This window comes from Saccharopolyspora sp. 7B (genome assembly GCF_020177435.1).
Classification (GTDB): domain Bacteria; phylum Actinomycetota; class Actinomycetes; order Mycobacteriales; family Pseudonocardiaceae; genus Saccharopolyspora_C; species Saccharopolyspora_C gregorii.
This window is the reverse complement of record NZ_JAIUKC010000048.1, coordinates 31,876-49,502: the sequence shown is the minus strand read 5'-3', so window position 1 is coordinate 49,502 and position 17,627 is coordinate 31,876. Positions and strand designations below refer to the sequence as shown.

Annotated in this window: 18 protein-coding genes; 9 read left to right on the top strand and 9 right to left on the bottom strand. The window is 74.3% G+C overall.

Annotated elements, in window-relative coordinates; all coding sequences use genetic code 11:
- Window positions 1–187 precede the first annotated feature (187 nt).
- Window positions 188–469, top strand: a complete 282-nt coding sequence (locus LCD33_RS09325) for a TM2 domain-containing protein (RefSeq protein WP_224962214.1) — start codon at window positions 188–190, stop codon at window positions 467–469.
- Window positions 470–1,170: 701 nt separating this feature from the next.
- Here LCD33_RS09325 and LCD33_RS09320 read toward each other — a convergent pair.
- From LCD33_RS09320 to LCD33_RS29350, 4 genes are all read right to left on the bottom strand, one after another.
- A complete protein-coding gene (locus LCD33_RS09320; protein WP_308011254.1) occupies window positions 1,171–1,851 on the bottom strand; it encodes an NUDIX hydrolase in 681 nt (226 codons plus the stop codon).
- Between the two features lie 21 nt (window positions 1,852–1,872).
- Complete coding sequence (locus tag LCD33_RS09315; protein ID WP_373689962.1) at window positions 1,873–3,570, bottom strand: CTP synthase; 1,698 nt, start codon at window positions 3,568–3,570, stop codon at window positions 1,873–1,875.
- A gap of 220 nt (window positions 3,571–3,790) precedes the next feature.
- Window positions 3,791–4,738 carry a helix-turn-helix transcriptional regulator gene (locus LCD33_RS09310; RefSeq protein ID WP_224968401.1) on the bottom strand — a complete coding sequence of 316 codons (948 nt, stop codon included), beginning with the start codon at window positions 4,736–4,738 and terminating at the stop codon, window positions 3,791–3,793.
- 256 nt (window positions 4,739–4,994) lie between these two features.
- Window positions 4,995–5,252, bottom strand: a complete 258-nt coding sequence (locus LCD33_RS29350) for a copper transporter (RefSeq protein WP_224977726.1) — start codon at window positions 5,250–5,252, stop codon at window positions 4,995–4,997.
- Between LCD33_RS29350 and LCD33_RS09300 the strand changes: the two genes are divergently transcribed.
- From LCD33_RS09300 to LCD33_RS09285, 4 genes are read left to right on the top strand one after another with little or no spacing between them, the layout of a single operon-like run.
- Window positions 5,183–5,410: a GntP family permease gene (locus LCD33_RS09300; RefSeq protein WP_224977724.1), complete on the top strand. Its 228-nt coding sequence runs from the start codon at window positions 5,183–5,185 to the stop codon at window positions 5,408–5,410. The two genes, LCD33_RS29350 and LCD33_RS09300, sit on opposite strands and share 70 nt — an antisense overlap.
- 34 nt (window positions 5,411–5,444) lie before the next feature.
- Window positions 5,445–6,542, top strand: coding sequence for an isocitrate/isopropylmalate dehydrogenase family protein (locus tag LCD33_RS09295; protein WP_224965821.1), 1,098 nt, complete (start codon window positions 5,445–5,447; stop codon window positions 6,540–6,542).
- Window position 6,543: 1 nt separating this feature from the next.
- Window positions 6,544–7,998 carry a four-carbon acid sugar kinase family protein gene (locus tag LCD33_RS09290; RefSeq protein WP_224965822.1) on the top strand — a complete coding sequence of 485 codons (1,455 nt, stop codon included), beginning with the start codon at window positions 6,544–6,546 and terminating at the stop codon, window positions 7,996–7,998.
- Entirely contained in the window at window positions 7,992–8,825 is an 834-nt protein-coding gene (locus LCD33_RS09285; RefSeq protein ID WP_224965823.1) for a class II fructose-bisphosphate aldolase, read from the top strand. Before LCD33_RS09290 ends, LCD33_RS09285 begins: the two co-directional genes overlap by 7 nt.
- A 75-nt stretch (window positions 8,826–8,900) precedes the next feature.
- Here LCD33_RS09285 and LCD33_RS09280 read toward each other — a convergent pair whose 3' ends face one another.
- The gene (locus LCD33_RS09280; protein ID WP_224977723.1) at window positions 8,901–9,947 is read right to left on the bottom strand and encodes an Lrp/AsnC family transcriptional regulator; all 1,047 of its coding nucleotides are present in this window, start codon (window positions 9,945–9,947) and stop codon (window positions 8,901–8,903) included.
- Between the two features lie 67 nt (window positions 9,948–10,014).
- On the opposite strand from LCD33_RS09280, the gene LCD33_RS09275 reads away from it, so the two are divergent.
- Both LCD33_RS09275 and LCD33_RS09270 read left to right on the top strand, forming a co-directional pair.
- Window positions 10,015–10,722 carry an SDR family NAD(P)-dependent oxidoreductase gene (locus LCD33_RS09275; RefSeq protein ID WP_224965825.1) on the top strand — a complete coding sequence of 236 codons (708 nt, stop codon included), beginning with the start codon at window positions 10,015–10,017 and terminating at the stop codon, window positions 10,720–10,722.
- Window positions 10,719–11,726, top strand: a complete 1,008-nt coding sequence (locus LCD33_RS09270; protein ID WP_224957632.1) for an amidohydrolase family protein — start codon at window positions 10,719–10,721, stop codon at window positions 11,724–11,726. Before LCD33_RS09275 ends, LCD33_RS09270 begins: the two co-directional genes overlap by 4 nt.
- Here the strand turns inward: LCD33_RS09270 and LCD33_RS09265 are convergent.
- From LCD33_RS09265 to LCD33_RS09255, 3 genes are all read right to left on the bottom strand, one after another.
- The gene (locus LCD33_RS09265; RefSeq protein WP_224957633.1) at window positions 11,723–12,178 is read right to left on the bottom strand and encodes a hypothetical protein; all 456 of its coding nucleotides are present in this window, start codon (window positions 12,176–12,178) and stop codon (window positions 11,723–11,725) included. The two genes, LCD33_RS09270 and LCD33_RS09265, sit on opposite strands and share 4 nt — an antisense overlap.
- Before the next feature lie 38 nt (window positions 12,179–12,216).
- Window positions 12,217–13,707 (bottom strand): FAD-dependent oxidoreductase, encoded by a 1,491-nt coding sequence (locus tag LCD33_RS09260; RefSeq protein WP_224957634.1) that lies wholly within the window; start codon window positions 13,705–13,707, stop codon window positions 12,217–12,219.
- 247 nt (window positions 13,708–13,954) lie between these two features.
- Window positions 13,955–14,638, bottom strand: coding sequence for a TetR/AcrR family transcriptional regulator (locus LCD33_RS09255; protein WP_224957635.1), 684 nt, complete (start codon window positions 14,636–14,638; stop codon window positions 13,955–13,957).
- A 72-nt stretch (window positions 14,639–14,710) separates the two neighbouring features.
- Here LCD33_RS09255 and LCD33_RS09250 point away from each other — a divergent pair, with 72 nt between their 5' ends.
- Complete coding sequence (locus tag LCD33_RS09250) at window positions 14,711–15,841, top strand: NAD(P)/FAD-dependent oxidoreductase (protein WP_224965826.1); 1,131 nt, start codon at window positions 14,711–14,713, stop codon at window positions 15,839–15,841.
- 57 nt (window positions 15,842–15,898) lie between these two features.
- Window positions 15,899–16,483: a TetR/AcrR family transcriptional regulator gene (locus LCD33_RS09245; RefSeq protein WP_224977722.1), complete on the top strand. Its 585-nt coding sequence runs from the start codon at window positions 15,899–15,901 to the stop codon at window positions 16,481–16,483.
- A gap of 297 nt (window positions 16,484–16,780) precedes the next feature.
- Here the strand turns inward: LCD33_RS09245 and LCD33_RS09240 are convergent, their stop codons facing one another.
- Window positions 16,781–17,542, bottom strand: coding sequence for an IclR family transcriptional regulator (locus LCD33_RS09240; RefSeq protein ID WP_224963092.1), 762 nt, complete (start codon window positions 17,540–17,542; stop codon window positions 16,781–16,783).
- Window positions 17,543–17,627 lie beyond the last annotated feature (85 nt).

The following is a 17,627-nucleotide window of genomic DNA, read 5'->3' as shown; positions in this document are numbered from 1 at the left end:
TCCGCGACCTGGACGTGCTGCTGGCGCGGCTGCACCGGGACGCCGCCGATTTCGACGCGGCGCAACGGGAATCGGCGGGGACGCTGTTAGGAGCCCCCCGCCCCGAGCACCCCGCCCCGCCGGAGGCGCGGCCCCCTACCCGGCGGCACCTCCCCAACCCGGGCCGAGCTGGGGCCAGGGCGCCCCGATGCCGTACGGCATGCCGCGGAACCCGTACGAGGACGTCGCGCTGTCCGACAAGTCCAAGCTCGGGGCGGGGTTGTTGCAGATCCTGCTGCCGTTCGGGGTCGGGCGGTTCTACACCGGGCACACCGGGATCGCGGTCGCGCAGCTGCTGCTGTTCACCCTCGGCGGATTGATCTTCTGCGGGTTGGGCACCATCGCTTCCATCATCTGGTGCGTGATCGACGGGATCGTCATCCTCAGCACGGAGAGCACCGACTCGAACGGGCGCGTGCTGCGGTCCTGAGCCGGTCGTGCTCGGGCGGTGCGGCTGGTGCCGCGCGGGAGCGTTCGGACCGGCATCCGATCGGCGGCGAACCGCACGGGTCGATCCGCCGGCGTAGAGCTCCGGTCCGCGTCTGAACGCCCGGATGGAGCCGATGTCCGGAGAAAGCCGGGTGATCGGATCGGGAGGCGGGGTCGGCCGTATCGGGGTCCGGCCGCCGGATCGGGCCGTGCCGGCGGACTGGGCGGGATCACCGGGCCGGGCCGGACAACCGGGCCGAGCCGGACAACCGGGCCGAGCCGGACCACCAGATCGAGCCGGACCACCGGATCGGGCCGGCCGCCGGGCGGGGGTGGGTGTCCGGGCGAGCGGACCTCGACATGGATCGGGCGATTGAATCGAGGCTGGGCGTCGGGATGGCGTCGCTCGCCGGGTGCGGCTGCCGCACGGACAGCTGCAAGATCAACTCGAAGCGACAGGTGACATGTCGTCCCTGCTGCCGAGTCCCCCCGGTCCCGGTCGTCGGAGTTTCCCGCGGTCCCGGGCCTGCGAGTGGAATCGAGTTCAGCGCGGCGCCGGGCCCGCCGCTCCGGTGGCGGAGCGTCCACGCGCACCCGCCCCGGTCACCTCCGCCGGAACCGACCGCGCACAGCCGAACGCCCCCCTCGATCGACCGATCGAGTGGGGCGCTGCACATCAGCTCTGCGCGGGACGGCTTCCCATCAGCCGGGCAACCGCTCGGCCAACCGGTGCGGGCGGTCGAGCCACTCCGCCGACGCGGATCGCGGCTCGGCACGACCGGACCGGACCGCGGCCGCCGCCAGCAGTCCGGACACCGCGGGAGCGTTCACGATCTCCCCGGCGAACACCATCCGCAGCGCCTCGTCGAAGGGGACGCAGCGCACCACCAGGTCCGCTTCCTCGTCACCGGCGGCAGGCGGCCTGCCCACCTCGGTCAGGGAGCGGGCCAGGAACACCCGCTCGCTCTGGTCGGTGAAGCCCGGGGACGAAGCGATGTCCACCAGCACCGACCAGTCCTCGGCGGCGAGTCCGACCTCTTCGGCGAGTTCCCGCGGCGCGGTGCGCAGCGGGTCCTCCCCCGCGACGTCGAGCAACCCGGCGGGCAGCTCCCAGAGCCGCCGCCCCACCGGGTACCGGTACTGGTGGATCAGCACGACCCGGTCGTCCGCGTCGAGCGCGACGATCGACACCGCACCGAGGTGCTCGACGACCTCGCGCCGCGCCTGGCCACCGCCCGGCATCGCGACCTCGTCGGCCCGCAACGCGAGGATCTTGCCCACGTACACGTCCTGGGACGCGACGGTGGCGAACTCGTGCGTGCCGTCGGTCCGCTGGACGTCGCCACCACCACTACCCGTGCCGTTCGTATTCGCTGCGCTCACGGCGTCACCCTACGGGCCGGATCAGACCCCGGCTTCCACGTTGTCCGACAGCTCGACCGGAAGCCGCTCCGCCGCGCGGTAGTCGACGGCGGCCCGGACGAAGGCGGCGAACAGCGGGTGCGGGCGGGTCGGCCTGCTCTTGAGCTCCGGGTGCGCCTGCGTGCCGACGAAGAACGGGTGCTGCTCGCGCGGCAGCTCCACGAACTCCACCAGGCGGTCGTCGGGCGAGGTGCCCGAGAACACCAGGCCGGCTTTGGTCAGCCGGTCGCGGTAGGCGTTGTTCACCTCGTAGCGGTGCCGGTGCCGCTCGGCGATCTCGGTCTCGCCGTACGCCTCGGCGACCACGGACCCCTCCAGCAGCTTCGCCGGGTAGGAACCGAGCCGCATCGTGCCGCCCATGTCCCGGTCCCCGGAGAGCACGTCCCGCTGATCGGCCATCGTGCTGATCACCGGGTGCTGGCAGGGCTCCTCGAACTCGGCGGAGTTCGCCCGCTTCAGGTCGGCCAGCGAGCGGGCCGCCTCGATCACCATGCACTGCAGGCCGAGGCACAGGCCGAGGGTGGGGATGCCGTGCGTGCGGGCGTAGCGGATCGCCCCCAGCTTCCCCTCGATCCCGCGCACGCCGAAGCCGCCGGGGATCAGCACGCCGTCCATGCCGGCCAGGGCGTGGGCCGCCCCCGCATCGGTGTCGCACTCGTCGGAGGGCACCCAGGCGATCTCGACCTTCGCGCGGTGCGCGAACCCGCCCGCGCGCAGCGCCTCGGTGACCGACAGGTACGCGTCCGGCAGGTCGACGTACTTGCCGACCAGCGCGATCCGCACCCGCTCGGTCGGCTTGTGCACGCGGTCGAGCAGGTCGCCCCACACCGTCCAGTCGACGTCCCGGAACGGCAGTCCGAGCCGCCGCACCAGGTACGCGTCCAGGCCCTCGCCGTGCAGCACCCGCGGGATGTCGTAGATCGACGGGGCGTCCGGGCAGGCGACGACGCCGTCGGAGTCCACGTCGCACATCAGCGCGATCTTGCGCTTGAGGTCCTCGGGGAGCTCGCGGTCGGCCCGGCAGACCAGCGCGTCGGGCTGGATGCCGATGTTGCGCAGCGCGGCCACCGAGTGCTGGGTCGGCTTCGTCTTGAGCTCGCCCGACGGCGCCAGGTACGGCACCAGCGACACGTGCAGGAAGAAGCAGTTGTCCCGGCCCACGTCGTGCCGCATCTGGCGGCACGCCTCCAGGAACGGGAGCGATTCGATGTCGCCGACCGTGCCACCGACCTCGGTGATCACGACGTCGGGCGTGCGCCCGTCCTCGTCCGGTTCGGCCATCGCGCGGATGCGGGCGATGATCTGGTCGGTGATGTGCGGAATGACCTGCACGGTGTCACCCAGGTACTCACCCCGGCGTTCCTTCGCGATGACCGCCGAGTAGACCTGCCCCGTGGTGACGTTCGCGTTCTTGGTGAGGTCCCGGTCCAGGAACCTCTCGTAGTGCCCGATGTCGAGGTCGGTTTCGGCCCCGTCCTCGGTGACGAACACCTCGCCGTGCTGGAACGGGTTCATCGTTCCGGGGTCGACGTTGAGGTAAGGATCGAGCTTCTGCATCGTCACCCGCAGTCCGCGGGAGGTCAGGAGTTCGCCGAGGCTCGACGCGGTCAGGCCTTTGCCGAGTGAGGAGGCGACACCTCCTGTGACGAACACGTGCTTGATCGTGCGTGTTTGCGGCACCAAGAAGGCTCCCCGTGGTCAAGCCGTCGCCGGGCTGAATGAATCTGCGCTGGCAGGACGGCTGAATCCGTCGCTCCCACGGGATTTCAGCCTAACGCACGATGAACCGCGGGTACACGGCGACCCGCATGGCCTCCACCACGGCGCAGAGCTCCAGGTCAACCGCCGTCGAGGGCACGGTCCGGACGACCGCCCCAATCACCGCACGCGCCCCGCGCGGTCACCCGGACATCGCGGGGCTCCCTTCCGCGCGGAGCCAGCGGACCGATTCCTCGGGTGGCAGCGCGGCCGCCGCCAAGCGCCGCAGCAGCTCGTGGTGCGCCCCCGCCGAAGCCGGGTCGTCGGCGAGCTCGGTGGCCCCGGCGGCGGAGGTCACCACCACCTCGGGCAGGTCGAGTTCGAAGGACAGCACCGAGAAGGGCGCCCCCGTCGCCAGCGCGCCGGCGCTGAACGGCAGCACCCGGACCGCCACCGTCGGCAGTTCCGCGAGCCCGCGCAGCGCGTCCAGCTGCCGCGCCAGCACCTCCGGGCCGCCCACCTCGCGGCGCAGGGCCGACTCGGCGAGGACCAGGTCCAGCGCCAGCGCGCCACGTTCGACCCGGCGCCGCCTGCGCCGCAGCACCTCCAGCGACCGCTCGGCCGCGTCCGACGAGCGTTCCGGAGCACGGGCGTCGTCGGCCGCTGCGGCGTACTCGTCCGTCCGCACCAGCTCGGGGAGCTCTTCGACGGCGAACGCCCGCACCACGACCGCCTCCGCCTCGAACCCGACGTGCCGGCGGACGTCCGGGGGCAGGACGTCCCGGTACGCCTCCCACCAACCGCGGCCTCGCGCGGAGTGCGCCAGCTCGACCAGCCGGTCCCGCCGGTCGGAGCCCGCGTGGCAGATGTCGGCGAGCGCGATGACCGCCTCCACCCCGACCTGCTGGCGGGCACCTTCGATCTTGCTCACCTTCGCCTGCGGCCAGCCCAGCCGCTGGGCCACGTCGGCGTGGGTCAGCCGCGCCGCGTGCCGCAGCTCCCGGAGCTCGCCCGCGAGCAGGTGCCGCCGGACCATGGGGCTCGGTTCGGTGCACGGCTGGCGGTCGTCGAGCTGGCGGTCGTCCTGTTCCGGGCCGCCGGGCGCTCGCCCTGTCGAGCCGGGGTCCGCGGCGCTTCGCATCTCGTCCATGGATCCGATTCTGGCCGCGATCTTCGGCGCGGCACAGGAATGTCACTCCATCGAATTATCGCGGATCGAATAATTCTCGAACATCATCGATGGCATGGCTCTCCGAACCCGGCTCGGCACCGACCCGACCCGCCGCGTCCACCCCCGTCCCGAGGCGCGGCGCGGGTGCCCCCCGTGCCGAGCCGCCCAGCCGGGCGGCGCCCCCGCGTCCGCGCCGCCCGGCGTGGCCATACCGCCGGGCCGGGCACCGCGCCGGTCAGTCGCGCACGCCGGGGACCGCTCCCTGCGCGCTGCTGGCCGTGCCGTAGTGCCCGGCCCGGTGGTCGAGCTGCTCGCGGAGCGCCAGCACCGCGGCCACCCGCCCCTGGGGGCTGTCCGCGGTGTGCGCCGGGGGCCCCCCGGGGGGCCCCCCCCGGGGGGGGGGGGGGCCCGGGGCCCCCGCTGGTGGCCCCCAGCGTCGGCGCGCTCGACCCGGTCCACCTGGCGCTGCTGGTGCTGGCCGCGGGCGCGGGATCCTCGTTCCTGCTGCACGTCAACAGCGCCGGTTTCTGGCTCAGCAAGGAGTACTTCGGCCTGACCGTCGGCGAGAACCTGCGGGTGTGGACGCTGAGCCACACCGTGCTGTCGGTGACCTCGATGGCCGGGGTGAGCCTGCTGTGGGTCCTGCTGTGAGCCACCGAATTCGCTGCTACCGAAGGGGAATCGCATGACCACCTACCGGATCGCCGTGCTCGGCGGGGACGGGATCGGGCCCGAGACCACCGCCGAAGCGCTCAAGGTCGCCGCGACCGCCGCCGAACTGGGCGGGTTCGGCCTCGACTTCGAGGAGCTCGACGCGAGCGCCGGGCGCTGGCAGCGCACCGGCATCGCCATGCCCGACGAGCAGTACGCGGCCTGCGCCGCCGCGGACGCCATCTACATGGGCGCGATCGGCCTGCCCGAGGCGCGCCATCCGGACGGCCGCGAGGTCAACGGCGACGTCATCTTCCGGCTGCGCTTCGGCCTCGACCTCTACGCCGGGATCCGCCCGGTGCACTCGATCCCGGCGCTGCCGCAGCCGTTGACCCGCGGTGACGGCATCGACTACGTGGTGGTGCGGGAGAACGTCGAAGGCCTCTACGCCTCCCGCGAAGGCGGGACGAACGTGCGCGGCGAGGTCGCCACCGACACCATCGTGATCACTCGGCGGGGCACCGAGAAGGTGGTGCGGCAGGCGTTCGAGCTCGCCCGCTCCCGGCACGCGGCGAACCCGGCGCGCCCGGCGAAGGTGACCTGCGTGGACAAGGCGAACGTGCTGTCCAGCTACGCGTTCTTCCGCGAGGTCTTCGACTCGGTCGCCGACGAGTACCCGGACGTGCAGCGCGATCACGCCTACGTGGACGCGATGACGGCCTACCAGGTGCAGCGCCCGCAGTCGCTGGACGTGCTGGTCGCCGAGAACATGTTCGGCGACATCATCTCCGACCTCGCCGCCGCCACCGTCGGCGGTCTCGGGCTCTCGGGCAGCGGCGACGTGGGCGACGAGCACGGCCTGTTCCAGTCCTCGCACGGTTCGGCGCCGGACATCGCCGGGCAGGGCATCGCGAACCCGGTCGCCGCGGTGCTCTCGGCGGGACTCATGCTGGACTGGCTGGGGCGGCGCCGCGGCGACGAGGGCGCGGTGCGCGCGGGCGCGCTGGTCGAACGCGCCGTGGACGCGGCGCTGCGGGACCCGGCGGGCCGCACCCCCGACCTCGGCGGCTCGGCCTCCACCGTGCAGGCCGGGGACGCGATCGTGCGCGCGCTGAAGGAGCTGGAGTCCTGAGATGACGATCTCCCAGCAGCGGTTGCTCGCCGACGCCCCCGAACCGCGGGACGTCCCGGCCGCCGAGCTGACCGCGGCGGTCGCGGCCGGACGCCGGGTGGTGGTGCTCGACGACGATCCCACCGGCACGCAGAGCATCCGGGACCTGCCGGTGCTCACCGTCTGGACCCGCGAGGACCTGGAGTGGGCCTTCGCGCAGGAGACCCCGGGCTTCTTCGTGCTCACCAACACGCGCAGCCTCGCGCCGCAGGACGCGGCCCGGACCAACCGGGAGGTCGCGCGGGCCGCGCTCGACGTCGCCCGCGACCTCGGCGTCGACTGCGCCTTCGCCAGCCGCGGGGATTCGACGCTGCGCGGGCACTTCCCGCTGGAGACCGACGTCCTCGGTGCGGAGAGCGCGGCCGCCGGGCAGGACGTGGACGGCGTGCTGCTGGTCCCCGCCCTGATCGAACCCGGGCGGATCACCGTCGACTCGGTGCACTGGATGCGGACCGTGGACGGGATGGTGCCGGTCGGTGAGACGGAGTTCGCCCGCGACCGCACCTTCGGCTACCGCAGCTCCGACCTGCGGGACTGGGTGGCGGAGAAGACCGGTGGCCGGGTCCCGCGGGACGCGGTGACCGCGGTGCCGCTGGCCGAGCTGCGCTCCGGCGGGCCGGCGGCGGTCGCCCGCATCCTCGGCGGAATCACCGGCGGGCTGCCGGTCGTCGCCGACGCCGCCACCGACGAGGACCTGCGGGTGCTCGTCGCCGGGTTGCTGCGCGCCGAGGCGGACGGCGGGCGGTTCGTCTACCGCACCGGCCCGTCGTTCGTGCGGGCGCGCACCGGCCAGCGCGCGCACCCGCCCGCGGACCCGGCGGACCTGCGCGCGGCCGAACCGGGCCCGGACGATGCGCGGGACCGGTCGAGCCGCGGGCTGGTGGTCGTCGGCTCGCACGTCGGGCTCACCACCCGCCAGCTCGCCGCGCTGCACGCCGACGGCCGCAGCGCCGAGGCCGAGCTCGACGTGGCCCGGGTGCTCGATCCGGCGGCCTGCGCCGAGCACATCGCGCAGCTGACCGCCCGCGTCGTCGCGCTGCTGCGCGCCGGGGCGGCCGAGGACGTCGTGCTGCGCACCAGCCGCGAGCTGGTCGGCGGCCGCGACGCCGAGCACAGCCTGGAGATCGCCCGCACCGTCAGCGCCGCCCTGGTCGCCGTGGTGCGGTCGGTGCTCGCCGAGGTCCGGCCCGCGTTCGTGCTGGCGAAGGGCGGCATCACCTCCTCGGACGTCGCGACCGGCGGCCTCGGCATCCGCCGGGCGTGGTCGCGCGGCACGCTGCTGCCCGGCACCGCCTCGATCTGGGAACCGGTGTCCGGTCCGGCGACCGGCGTGCCCTACGGCGTGTTCGCGGGGAACGTGGGCGACGAGCACGGCCTGCGCGATGCGGTGCGCAGGCTCCGGGAGGCCGCGTGCTGAGCCGGGGGACGGCCACCCTGCGCGCCGCCGCCGATGGCGGGTGGGCGCTCGGCGCGTTCGCCACCTACAACCTGGAGCAGGTGCAGGCCGTGGTGCGGGCGGGGGAGCGGACCGGGGCACCGGTGCTGCTGCTCGCGGGATCGAGCCACTTCCGGCACGCGGGCCGGCTGCTGGCGACCGTCGCGCTGGCGGCCGCCGCGGACGCCGACGCGGAGGTCGGCGTGCACCTGGATCACTGCCGGGACTTCGCCGAGCTGCGCTGGTGCGCCGAACTCGGCTACACCTCGCTGATGTACGACGGTGCGCACGACCCGTACGAGGACAACGTGGCGGCGACCGCCGAAGCCGTCCGCATCGCCCACGACCACGGTGCCTGGCTGGAGGGCGAGCTGGGCGCGCTCGCCGGGGACGAGGACGTCTCCACCGGCGCCCGGTCCGCGGCGATGACCTCACCCGAGCAGGCCGCGGACTTCGTCGGCCGCACCGGGGTGGACGCGCTGGCCGTCGCCGTCGGCAACGTGCACGGGTTCTCCCCGGACGCGCGGCTGGACCTGGACCGGCTGCGCGCCGTCCGGGCCGCGGTGCCGGTGCCGCTGGTGCTGCACGGGGCGAGCGGGCTGCCCGCCGAGCAGATCCGGAGCGCGGTCGGCTCCGGCGTCGCGAAGATCAACGTGAACGCGGAGCTGCGCCGCGCCCACCTGGAGGCCGTCGCCGAGGCACTGCCCGCGGCGCTGCCCGGATCGGACGCGGTCGCCGTGTGGCGGGCCGGTCGCGACGCGGTGGAGGAACGGGTGGTGGCCGCGATCCGCTCGTTCGGCCCGCGGTGACCGGAACTCGCCGTGCGAGCGGGTGATCGGCCGCCGCGGCGATGGGGTGCCGGCGGCTCCGCGAGGTGGGTGGAGTCAGCGGCGGGGGATTCCCGGGACGGCGAGCCGGTCGTCGTCGACGAGGGTGCCCGCCTGCTTGACGTGCCGGACGAACGGCGACACCTCCACGTCGTGCACGCCCGGCAGCGCGCCGATCCGGTCGGTGGTGAACTCGAAGAGGTCGTCGAAGTTCCGGCAGTGCGCCACGGCGTGCAGGTTGTGCGGCCCGGATACGGCCGCGGCGAACCCGACCTCCGGTTCCCGCGCCAGCGCGCGCCCCACGTCCTTCACCGCCGACGGGTGCACCCGCAGCCACAGGTTCGCCCGCGCGTGCAGGCCCAGCGCGGCCGCGGCGATCTCCACGTCGACGTGCACGACGCGCCGCTCCAGCAGCGCGTGCAGGCGGCGCGCGGCGCGGCCCGGGGTGAGGTCCGCGGCCGCCGCCAGGTCCACGAATCCCGCGCGGCCGTCGGCCGCCAGCGCGGCCAGCAGCCGTTCGTCCGAAGTGGACAACTCGACCGGATCTCCTGCGGTGACGGGGTTTTCCGCGAACGGGTTCCCCGCGGAACCGAGCTCCGCTTCCTCCTGCTCGGTCAGCGCGCCGCGCAGCGCCGCCCAGTGGTGCCCGCGGCCACCGACGAACTGCCGCAGCAGCGCCGCCGCGCGGATGTCGAGCACCGCCGCAGTGCGCGGCAGCCGGCGGCCCAGCAGCTCCTCGCGCTGCTCCCGGGTCCGCGACCGCACCGCGCAGGTCACCTCGGACCCGGCGGCGCCCAGCGCCACCCAGCTCACGTCGTCCCGCTCCGCGAGCGCCTCGGCGATCGCCGCCGCGCTGCCCGGACGGCAGCGCAACCGCACCAGCCACCGGCTCTGCCCCAGCGCGCCCGGATCGACGATGCCCGCGACGCGCAGCACGCCCCCGGTGCGCAGGCGGTGATAGCGGCGGCGCACCGCTCCCTCGGAGGCGCCGAGCGCCGCCGCGATCGACGCGAACGACGCCCGCGGGTCGATCTGCAGCGCGCGCAGCAGACGCACATCATCGGTGCTCACATCGGCGGATTCGCTCACCAGGGACGGCTCCATTCGCGGAATCCTACGAATCCGGCCGCGGTACGTGCCCGGTCGACACGCCGGGGAGCAGGCTCGGGGCATGACTCCAGAAACGAACGGACCGACCGCGCTCATCGCAGGCGCCTCCCGCGGCCTCGGGCACGCGATGGCCGCCGAACTGCACGAACGGGGGTGGCACGTCATCGGCACCGTCCGGGACAGCACCGCCCGCACCCCGCTGCACGAGCTCGCCGAGCACTCCGGCGGGCGGGTGCGGGTGGAACGGCTCGACGTCACCGAACCCGAGCGGCTGCCCGCGCTGCGCGAGCGGCTCGCCGGGACGCGGCTCGACGTGCTGTTCGTCAACGCGGGCACCACGAACGACGTGCGCACCCCGATCGGCGAGGTCGGCATCACCACCTTCGTCGACGTGATGGTGACCAACGCGCTCGGCCCGGTGCGGGTGCTCGACGCGCTCGCCGACCTCGTGATCCCGGAAGGGCTCCTCGGGGCGATGTCCTCCGGGCAGGGCAGCATCGCGAACGCCGGCACCGGATCCCGCGAGCTGTACCGGGGGAGCAAGGCCGCCCTGAACATGTTCGTGCGCTGCCTCGCCGCCAGGGACTCGGCCGCGCGGCGGTCGTTCCTGCTGCTGGCACCCGGCTGGATCCGCACCGCGCTCGGCGGCCCGGACGCCCGCTACGCGGTGGAGGAGAGCGCGCCGCTGCTGGTGGACGTGCTGCTGTCCAGGCTCGGCGAACCGGGCATCGCCTACCTGGACCGGTTCGGCGAAGCGGTGCCGTGGTGATCGGCGAGCAGACCGTGATCGCGGTCGAGGAGCACTGGGACCTGCCCGCCGCGACGGCCGCGCTGCGCGCGCGGCCCGCCGGCCTGCGCGACGACGCGCTGGTCCTGAGCGAGCACGGCGACCTCGCGGCGCGCCTGGACGATCTCGGGGACGCGCGGATCGCCGACATGGACGCGCAGGGCGTCGACGTGCAGGTGCTGTCCCCGGCGAACCCGCCCGGCACCGGCGCGCTGCCCGCGGCCGAAGCCGTCCCGCTGTGCCGCGACGCGAACGACGCCGCCGCCGAGGCCGTGCGCAGGCACCCGACCCGGTTCCGCGCCTTCGCGACGCTGCCGGTGGTCGCTCCCGCGGTGGCGGCCGACGAACTGCGCCGCGCCGCGCGGCTCGGCCTGGTCGGTGCGGTGGTGCACGGCCGCGCCGCCGACGTGCCGCTCGACGACCCGCGCCACGACGAGCTGTTCGCCACCGCGGAGGCGCTCGGGCTGCCGCTGTTCCTGCATCCCGGCCCGCCCGCGCGCGACGTGCGCGAGGCCGCGTGCTCGGGGTTGGGGGACGCCGTCGGACTGGGGCTGGCGACCTACGGCTGGGGCTGGCACGTCGACGCGGGGACCGCGGCGCTGCGGCTGGTGCTGCGCGGCACCTTCGACCGGTTCCCCGGGCTGCGGCTCGTGCTCGGGCACTGGGGCGAGCTGCTGCCGTTCTGGCTGAGCCGGGCCGATTCCCTGTCCGCGGCGGCGGGACTGCCGCGTACCGTCTCCGAGTACGTCCGCTCGCACGTGCACCTCACCTGCTCGGGGATGCTCGAACCGGCGCTGCTGCGGCACGTGCTGGCGGTGACCGCGGCGGACAGGTTGCTGTTCTCCACCGACCACCCGTTCCAACGGCCCACCGCCGGCGAGATCGCGCGCTTCCTCGGCGAGTTCGCCGACGAGGCGGACCGGCGCCGGTTCTGCTCCGGCAACGCGGCCGAGCTCCTCGGCATCGGGGGACCGGCGGCGGCCTAGCGGAACGCCTCGAAGGTGAGGGCGGTGACGACGCCGTAGGCGAGGTGCGGGACCAGGTCCATCGCCCAGCTCTGCGCGGTCCACCCGCGCGGGTCCGTCACCCCGAGCGCCGTCATCGGCGCCGTACCTGCCGCATTGGCCGCGAGACCCGCGGCGACCGCCATCAGCGGCAGCGGGGCGCGCGGCAGTCCGGTCCGGACGCAGCCGTAGGCGGCGCCCACCCCCAGACCGGCGCCGATGCCCAGCAGCGCACCGAGCCCGGAGCGGCGGTTGTGCACCGCCGACTCACCACCGGGCAGCGCGCCCAAGCGGTGCTCGGCCTCCTGCACGGTCCGCTCCGGGCTGGTGCTGCCCGGCCGGGCGCGCACCGCCATGTCCAGGTAGGTGGCCGTGTTCAGGGCGGTCGTCCCGGCCGCTCCGGCCAGGACGCCGCGGAACAGGTGGTGGTGCACTGGAACCTCCTCGGAGATCGGGCTCGTCGCGCCGCGGGTCAGCGGTGCGGCGTTTTCACGGGCAGCGGGTGCACGGCGGGACCTTCGAGGACCGCGCCGTCCACGTCGAACCGCGAACCGTGGCACGGGCAGTCCCAGCTCCGCTCGTCGTCGTTGAACCGCAGCAGGCAGCCCAGGTGCGTGCACCGCAGCGACACGGCGTGCGCCGCGCCGTCCTCGTCGCGGTACACCCCGGTCAGGTCGGTGCCCTCCCGGACGACCCGGGCGGTGCCGGGCGCGACCTCGTCGGCCGAGCCGACCTGGCCCGCGGTGAGCCGGTCGCCTACGAAGTCCGCGCCGACCTTCAGGTTCATCTTCGCCAACCGCCCCGCCGCACGGGGCGAGACCCGTTGCGGTGCGAAGAACTCCGCCTCCGGCCGGGTGTGGTCCCGCACGATGCGGTCGGTCAGCATCGCGGCGGCCGCCGTGCCGCCGCACAACCCCCATTTCATGAACCCGGTGGCGACGAACACCCGCGTCGAGCCGGGCAGGTACGGGCCGCACAGGGGGAAGTGGTCGTAGGCGGTCGGGTCCTGCGCGGACCAGCGGTGGGTGATCTCGTCGACCGGCCAGTGGCGGCGGGCGAACTCCTCCAGCGCCGCGTACGGCGGGTGCCCGTCGTGCGCGCCGGTGGGGTGGCTCTCCCCGCACACCACGACCAGGTCGCCGACCGACCGCAGCGACCGCTTCGGCGACCGGGCGTTGATCGCCAGCGGCAGCGGCGCGTGCGCACCGACGCGGGCGGCCACGCAGTACGAGCGCTCCGCCTCCAGCCGCGCGAAGTACAGCCCGCGGTCCAGGATCGGGAAGTGCGTCGCCACGACCACCCGGTCCGCGCGCACGACGCCGCCGGAGGTGACGACCTCGCACGGCGAGCCCTGGTGCACGTCGAGCACCCGGGTGCCCTCGAACACCGCGGACCCGTCGCCGTGCACCGCGCGGGCCAGGCCGGCGAGGTAGTCGACCGGCTGGAACTCGACCTGGTCGGCCAGCCGCACCGCGGCGTCGGTGGCGAACGGCAGCTCGGCGGAGTCCGCGAGTTCCACCGGCAGCCCGGCGTTCCGGGCGGCGTCGGCCTCCGCCCGCACCTCGTCGGCTTCGGCCGCGCTCGTCGCGTAGGTGCACGCGGGTCGCCTCCGCAGCTCGCAGTCGATCCCCTCGGCGGACGCCAGTTCGGCGACCAGCTCGACGGCGTCGGCGCAGACCGCGGCGTAGGCGGCGGCCGCGTCGGCACCGCGGTGCGCGCGGATCGTGGAGCACGTCGTGGACTGCAGCGCGGTCACCTTCGCGGTGCTGGACCCGGTCGCGCCGGAACCGGCCCGGTCCGCTTCGAGCACCGCGACCCGGGCGCCCGCCCGCCGCAGCAGCAGCGCCGTCGTCAAGCCGGTGATGCCCGCGCCGAGCACGGCGACGTCGAACCGCCGGTCGCCCGGCAGCGGCGGGTGGGGTTCGGGCCGCCGCGCGGTGTCCCACCACAGCGATCGCGACATGGCGCACTCCTTCGCCCGGGTCTGGTCGTGGCCCAGGCTTCCCACCGGGCGGCCTCCGGCAAACCGGAGCGCGGCCACCGGTGGGCTGGCGGCCCGCATCCGGTTCGGGCGGTCACGGCGCGGCGGCGACCCGTGCGGCGGGCCGCTCCAGGGCCACTGCGCGGAGGTCGAGCACCGCGCGGTGGCGGTCCGACCCCGCACCCGACGCCGCAGGTCGCCGCCTTCCCGCACGAGCTGTTCTCCCGCGTCAGCGATCGGCGGCGATGCCGGTGAGGACGAAGTCCAGGCCGTCGAGGAACTGCCGCCGGTCGTCGTGGCCGCGCAGCTGGTCGGCGACGGCCCGCGCGAACGGGAAGTCGTCCGGATCCAGCGCCTCCCAAGCGTTCGACACCGAGTCGAGGAACTCGTCCCGGTCCACCTCGTGATCGGCGGCCACCGCGTTCGCCGCGTTCTGCCCGGCCGCGCCGAGCACGTAGTGCACCAGCGCCGAGGTGGCGGTGAACCAGCCGGATTCGGGGACGCCGAGCGCGCGCACCCGCCTGCCGAAGCTGTCGTAGATCCGCGGTGTGACGGCGCCGCGCGGGTTGCGGGAGAGCTCCGCGGTCAGCTGCGCGGCGAGCCACGGGTGCTCGTCGATCGCGTCGAACAGGCCGAGCGCGACCTCCCGGACCTGCTCCCGCGGCGCGGCCGCGGTGGTGCCCGCGGCGAGGGCGGTGCTGACGACGGCCTCGGTGGCGGCGGCGAGCAGCGCGTCCTTGTTCGGCACGTGCCAGTAGATCGCGCCGGGCCCGGTGGCGAGGCGTTCGGTGAGGGCCTTGAACGTGAGCCCGCGCGCACCGGCGGAGTCGAGGAGCGCGACGGCGGTCTCGACGATGCGTTCCCTGGTGAGCCCGTCGGTGCGCCGCTGCGACCGCTGTTCCCGTGTGGCCATGCCGCCATCTTGACACATCTGGAGCGCCGTTCCATATTGGAATGGCATTCCATAGTCCAGGAGGAGCCGCCCATGCGCCACCCCGTCACGATCATCGGAGCAGGACTCGGCGGCCTCGTGCTCGCCCGCGTGCTGCACGTCCACGACATCCCCGCCGTCGTCTTCGAAGCCGAACCGTCCCCGGACTCCCGGCCGCAGGGCGGCATGCTCGACATCCACGACCACAACGGCCAGCCCGCCCTCGACGCCGCCGGGCTGCTGGAGCGGTTCCAGGACCTCGTGCTGGAGGGCCGCCAGGCGATGCGGCTGCTCGACCGGGACGGCGGGGTGCTGCTCGACGAACCCGACGACGGCACCGGCGGGCGGCCCGAGGTGCAACGCGGCGAGCTGCGGCGGCTGCTGCTCGACTCGCTGCCGGAGGGCACCGTCCGCTGGGGCCGCAAGGTCGCCGCCGTCCGCCCCCGCGACGACGGCCGCCACGAGGTGGTGTTCGCCGACGGCGCGGTGCACCTCGCGGACCTGCTGGTCGGCGCGGACGGCGCCTGGTCGAAGGTGCGTCCGCTGCTGTCCGGCGCCGAACCCCGCTACACCGGCAGGTCCTTCGTCGAGACCTACCTGCACGACGCCGACACCCGGCACCCGGCGGCTGCCAAAGCCGTCGGCGGTGGCGCGATGCTGGCGCTCGCGCCCGGCAAGGGCATCCAGGCCCACCGGGAGCGGGGCGACACCCTGCACACCTACGTGGCGTTGGAGCACCCCCGTGACTGGTTCGCCGCCGTCGACTTCACCGATGCCGCCGCGGCCACCGCGCGCATCGCCGCCGAATTCCCCGGCTGGGCACCGGAACTCACCGCGCTCATCACCGAATCCGACACCGCGCCCGTGCTGCGGCCGCTGCACGAACTGCCGGTAGGGCACCGGTGGGAGCGGGTGCCGGGCGTGACGCTGCTCGGCGACGCCGCGCACCTCGCCGCCCCCAACGGGGAGGGCGCGAACCTGGCGATGCTCGACGGAGCCGAGCTCGGCGCCGCCCTCGCCGCGCACCCCGGCGACGTCGAGACCGCGCTCGCCGAGCACGAGCGGGCGATGTTCACCCGCAGCGCCGAAGCGGCGGCCGATGGCGCCGAGGCCTACGAGCTCATGTTCGGACCCGACGCGCCGCACGCCGTGGTCGACTTCTTCGCCGCAGCAGGGCAGGAATGACCGAACCGTCCTAACCGGACGGTGGAGCGGACGGGGTCGGACGGTAACCTTCGCGGCGTGGTGACCAAGCGGGACCCGGACCGCGAACCGACCCCGACCGAGCGGATCCGGCGCGAGCAGCTGATCGACGTGACGATCGACCTCATCGCGGTGCACGGCTACCAGGGCACCTCCCTGGCCGGCATCGCCGCGGCCGCCGGCATCACCAAAGCCGCCGTGCTCTACCACTTCACCGCGAAGGACGCCCTGGTGCGGGCCGCGCACGAGACGGTGCTGGCCGCACTCGACCGCGCGGTCACCACCGCCGTCGACACCGCGGGCGCCGCCGACGGACCGGCCGCCTACGTCCGAGCCACGCTCGGCCACCTGCGGGACCACCCGCGACACGTGCGGCTGATCATCGAAGCCGATGGCACCGGCGGCGCCGAGCGCACCCCCCGCGAGCGCTGGGCCCCGCTCGCCGGCATCGTCGACGCCGCCGCCCGCGCCCGCGACGCCCCCGTCGACGCCCGCACCGACGCCATCGCCCTCGGCGGCACCGTCAGCGGCATCCTCACCGAACGCCTGCACACCCCCGACTACGACACCACCGAAGCAGCAGAACAACTAGTAGGAATGATCCACGCAGTCTTGAACTGCTGAGGAGGCTTGTTCTGCTCGTTTTGGTGGGGGAGTGGGTGGCGGAACCTCAGCTGTTACCTCGCTGCGGGATCGATTTCACAGGTGGCTCCGCCACAGGAGAAATCGCTGTCCTCGCGAGGGAACAGCTGAGAACCCGCGGCGGTGCGAGTTGCTCTGGTGGTCGGCGGCTCAGCGGCTGCGCCGCTGACAGGAAAAGGACACGGGCCGCTGCGTGCGGTGACAAGTGCTTGTTTGCCGTCGGGTTCTTTCGCTCGTCGGTGGCGGGGGCTAGGTTTCGCCGCCTGCTCGCTGCCGGGGTTACGGGCGGTAGGGGCGGGACAGGGCGGTTTCGATCGTTGTGGCTGCGGTGCGGAGGCGGTGCACCGAGTCCTGGATCCGGCCGACGAGCCGCGAGGTGGGGCCGGAGATGTTGACGGCCGCGACCAGCGTTCCCGAGTGGTCCCGCACCGGAACGCCCACCGAGGTGAGGCCGATCTCGACCTCCTCACCGGCCACCGCGTACCCGTTCTCGCGTTCGGCCCGCAGCCGCTCCAGGAGTTCCGGGAGGTCGCGGGGCGCGGCGGTACCGGAGATCGGTGTCCGCAGGTCCTGCTCGGTGAGCGCGTCGACGAGGTCGTCGTCGGAGTCGAACAGCAGCGCCCGCCCGGAAGCGGTGCAGTGCATCGGGGAGCTCCGCCCCACCCAGCCACCGGCGCGCAGCGACTGGTTCGACTCCTCGCGCAGCACGGTGAACGACCGGTTGCCGCGCTGCACGGACAGCAGCGCCACCTCGCCGGTGCGCGCGACGATGCCGCGCAGCGCGGGCCGGGCGGCGCGCAGCAGCGCGGCGTCCCCGGCGCTGGAGGCGAGCACCAGCAGCGTCCAGCCCAGCCGGTAGCGCTTCGTCTGCGGATCCTGTTCGACGAGCCCGCCGCGCTCCAGCGATTTCAGCATCCGGGAGACCTGGCTGCGTTCCCGTCCGACGGCGCGCGCGAGGTCGCTGACGCCGTGGTCGTTCCCGGCCCCGCCGGCGCCGAAGGCGAGCAGCAGGGCGGCGACGCGTTCCGCTCCGGTGTCCATCCCCGGAGTCTGCCACCTGTTGTCGCAGCGACAACACGTCTATCGCGATTCTCGACGAACTCCCAGCACAGCTGCTCGCAGGCGT

Bases quoted from the DNA above. Each gene is read 5' to 3' on its own strand.
- LCD33_RS09325 (WP_224962214.1), top strand. From the start codon at position 188: ATGCCGTACGGCATGCCGCGGAACCCGTACGAGGACGTCGCGCTGTCC.
- LCD33_RS09310 (WP_224968401.1), bottom strand. From the start codon at position 4,738: ATGGACGAGATGCGAAGCGCCGCGGACCCCGGCTCGACAGGGCGAGCG.
- LCD33_RS09295 (WP_224965821.1), top strand. From the start codon at position 5,445: ATGACCACCTACCGGATCGCCGTGCTCGGCGGGGACGGGATCGGGCCC.
- LCD33_RS09290 (WP_224965822.1), top strand. From the start codon at position 6,544: ATGACGATCTCCCAGCAGCGGTTGCTCGCCGACGCCCCCGAACCGCGG.
- LCD33_RS09280 (WP_224977723.1), bottom strand. From the start codon at position 9,947: ATGGAGCCGTCCCTGGTGAGCGAATCCGCCGATGTGAGCACCGATGAT.
- LCD33_RS09275 (WP_224965825.1), top strand. From the start codon at position 10,015: ATGACTCCAGAAACGAACGGACCGACCGCGCTCATCGCAGGCGCCTCC.
- LCD33_RS09260 (WP_224957634.1), bottom strand. From the start codon at position 13,707: ATGTCGCGATCGCTGTGGTGGGACACCGCGCGGCGGCCCGAACCCCAC.
- LCD33_RS09255 (WP_224957635.1), bottom strand. From the start codon at position 14,638: ATGGCCACACGGGAACAGCGGTCGCAGCGGCGCACCGACGGGCTCACC.
- LCD33_RS09250 (WP_224965826.1), top strand. From the start codon at position 14,711: ATGCGCCACCCCGTCACGATCATCGGAGCAGGACTCGGCGGCCTCGTG.
- LCD33_RS09240 (WP_224963092.1), bottom strand. From the start codon at position 17,542: ATGGACACCGGAGCGGAACGCGTCGCCGCCCTGCTGCTCGCCTTCGGC.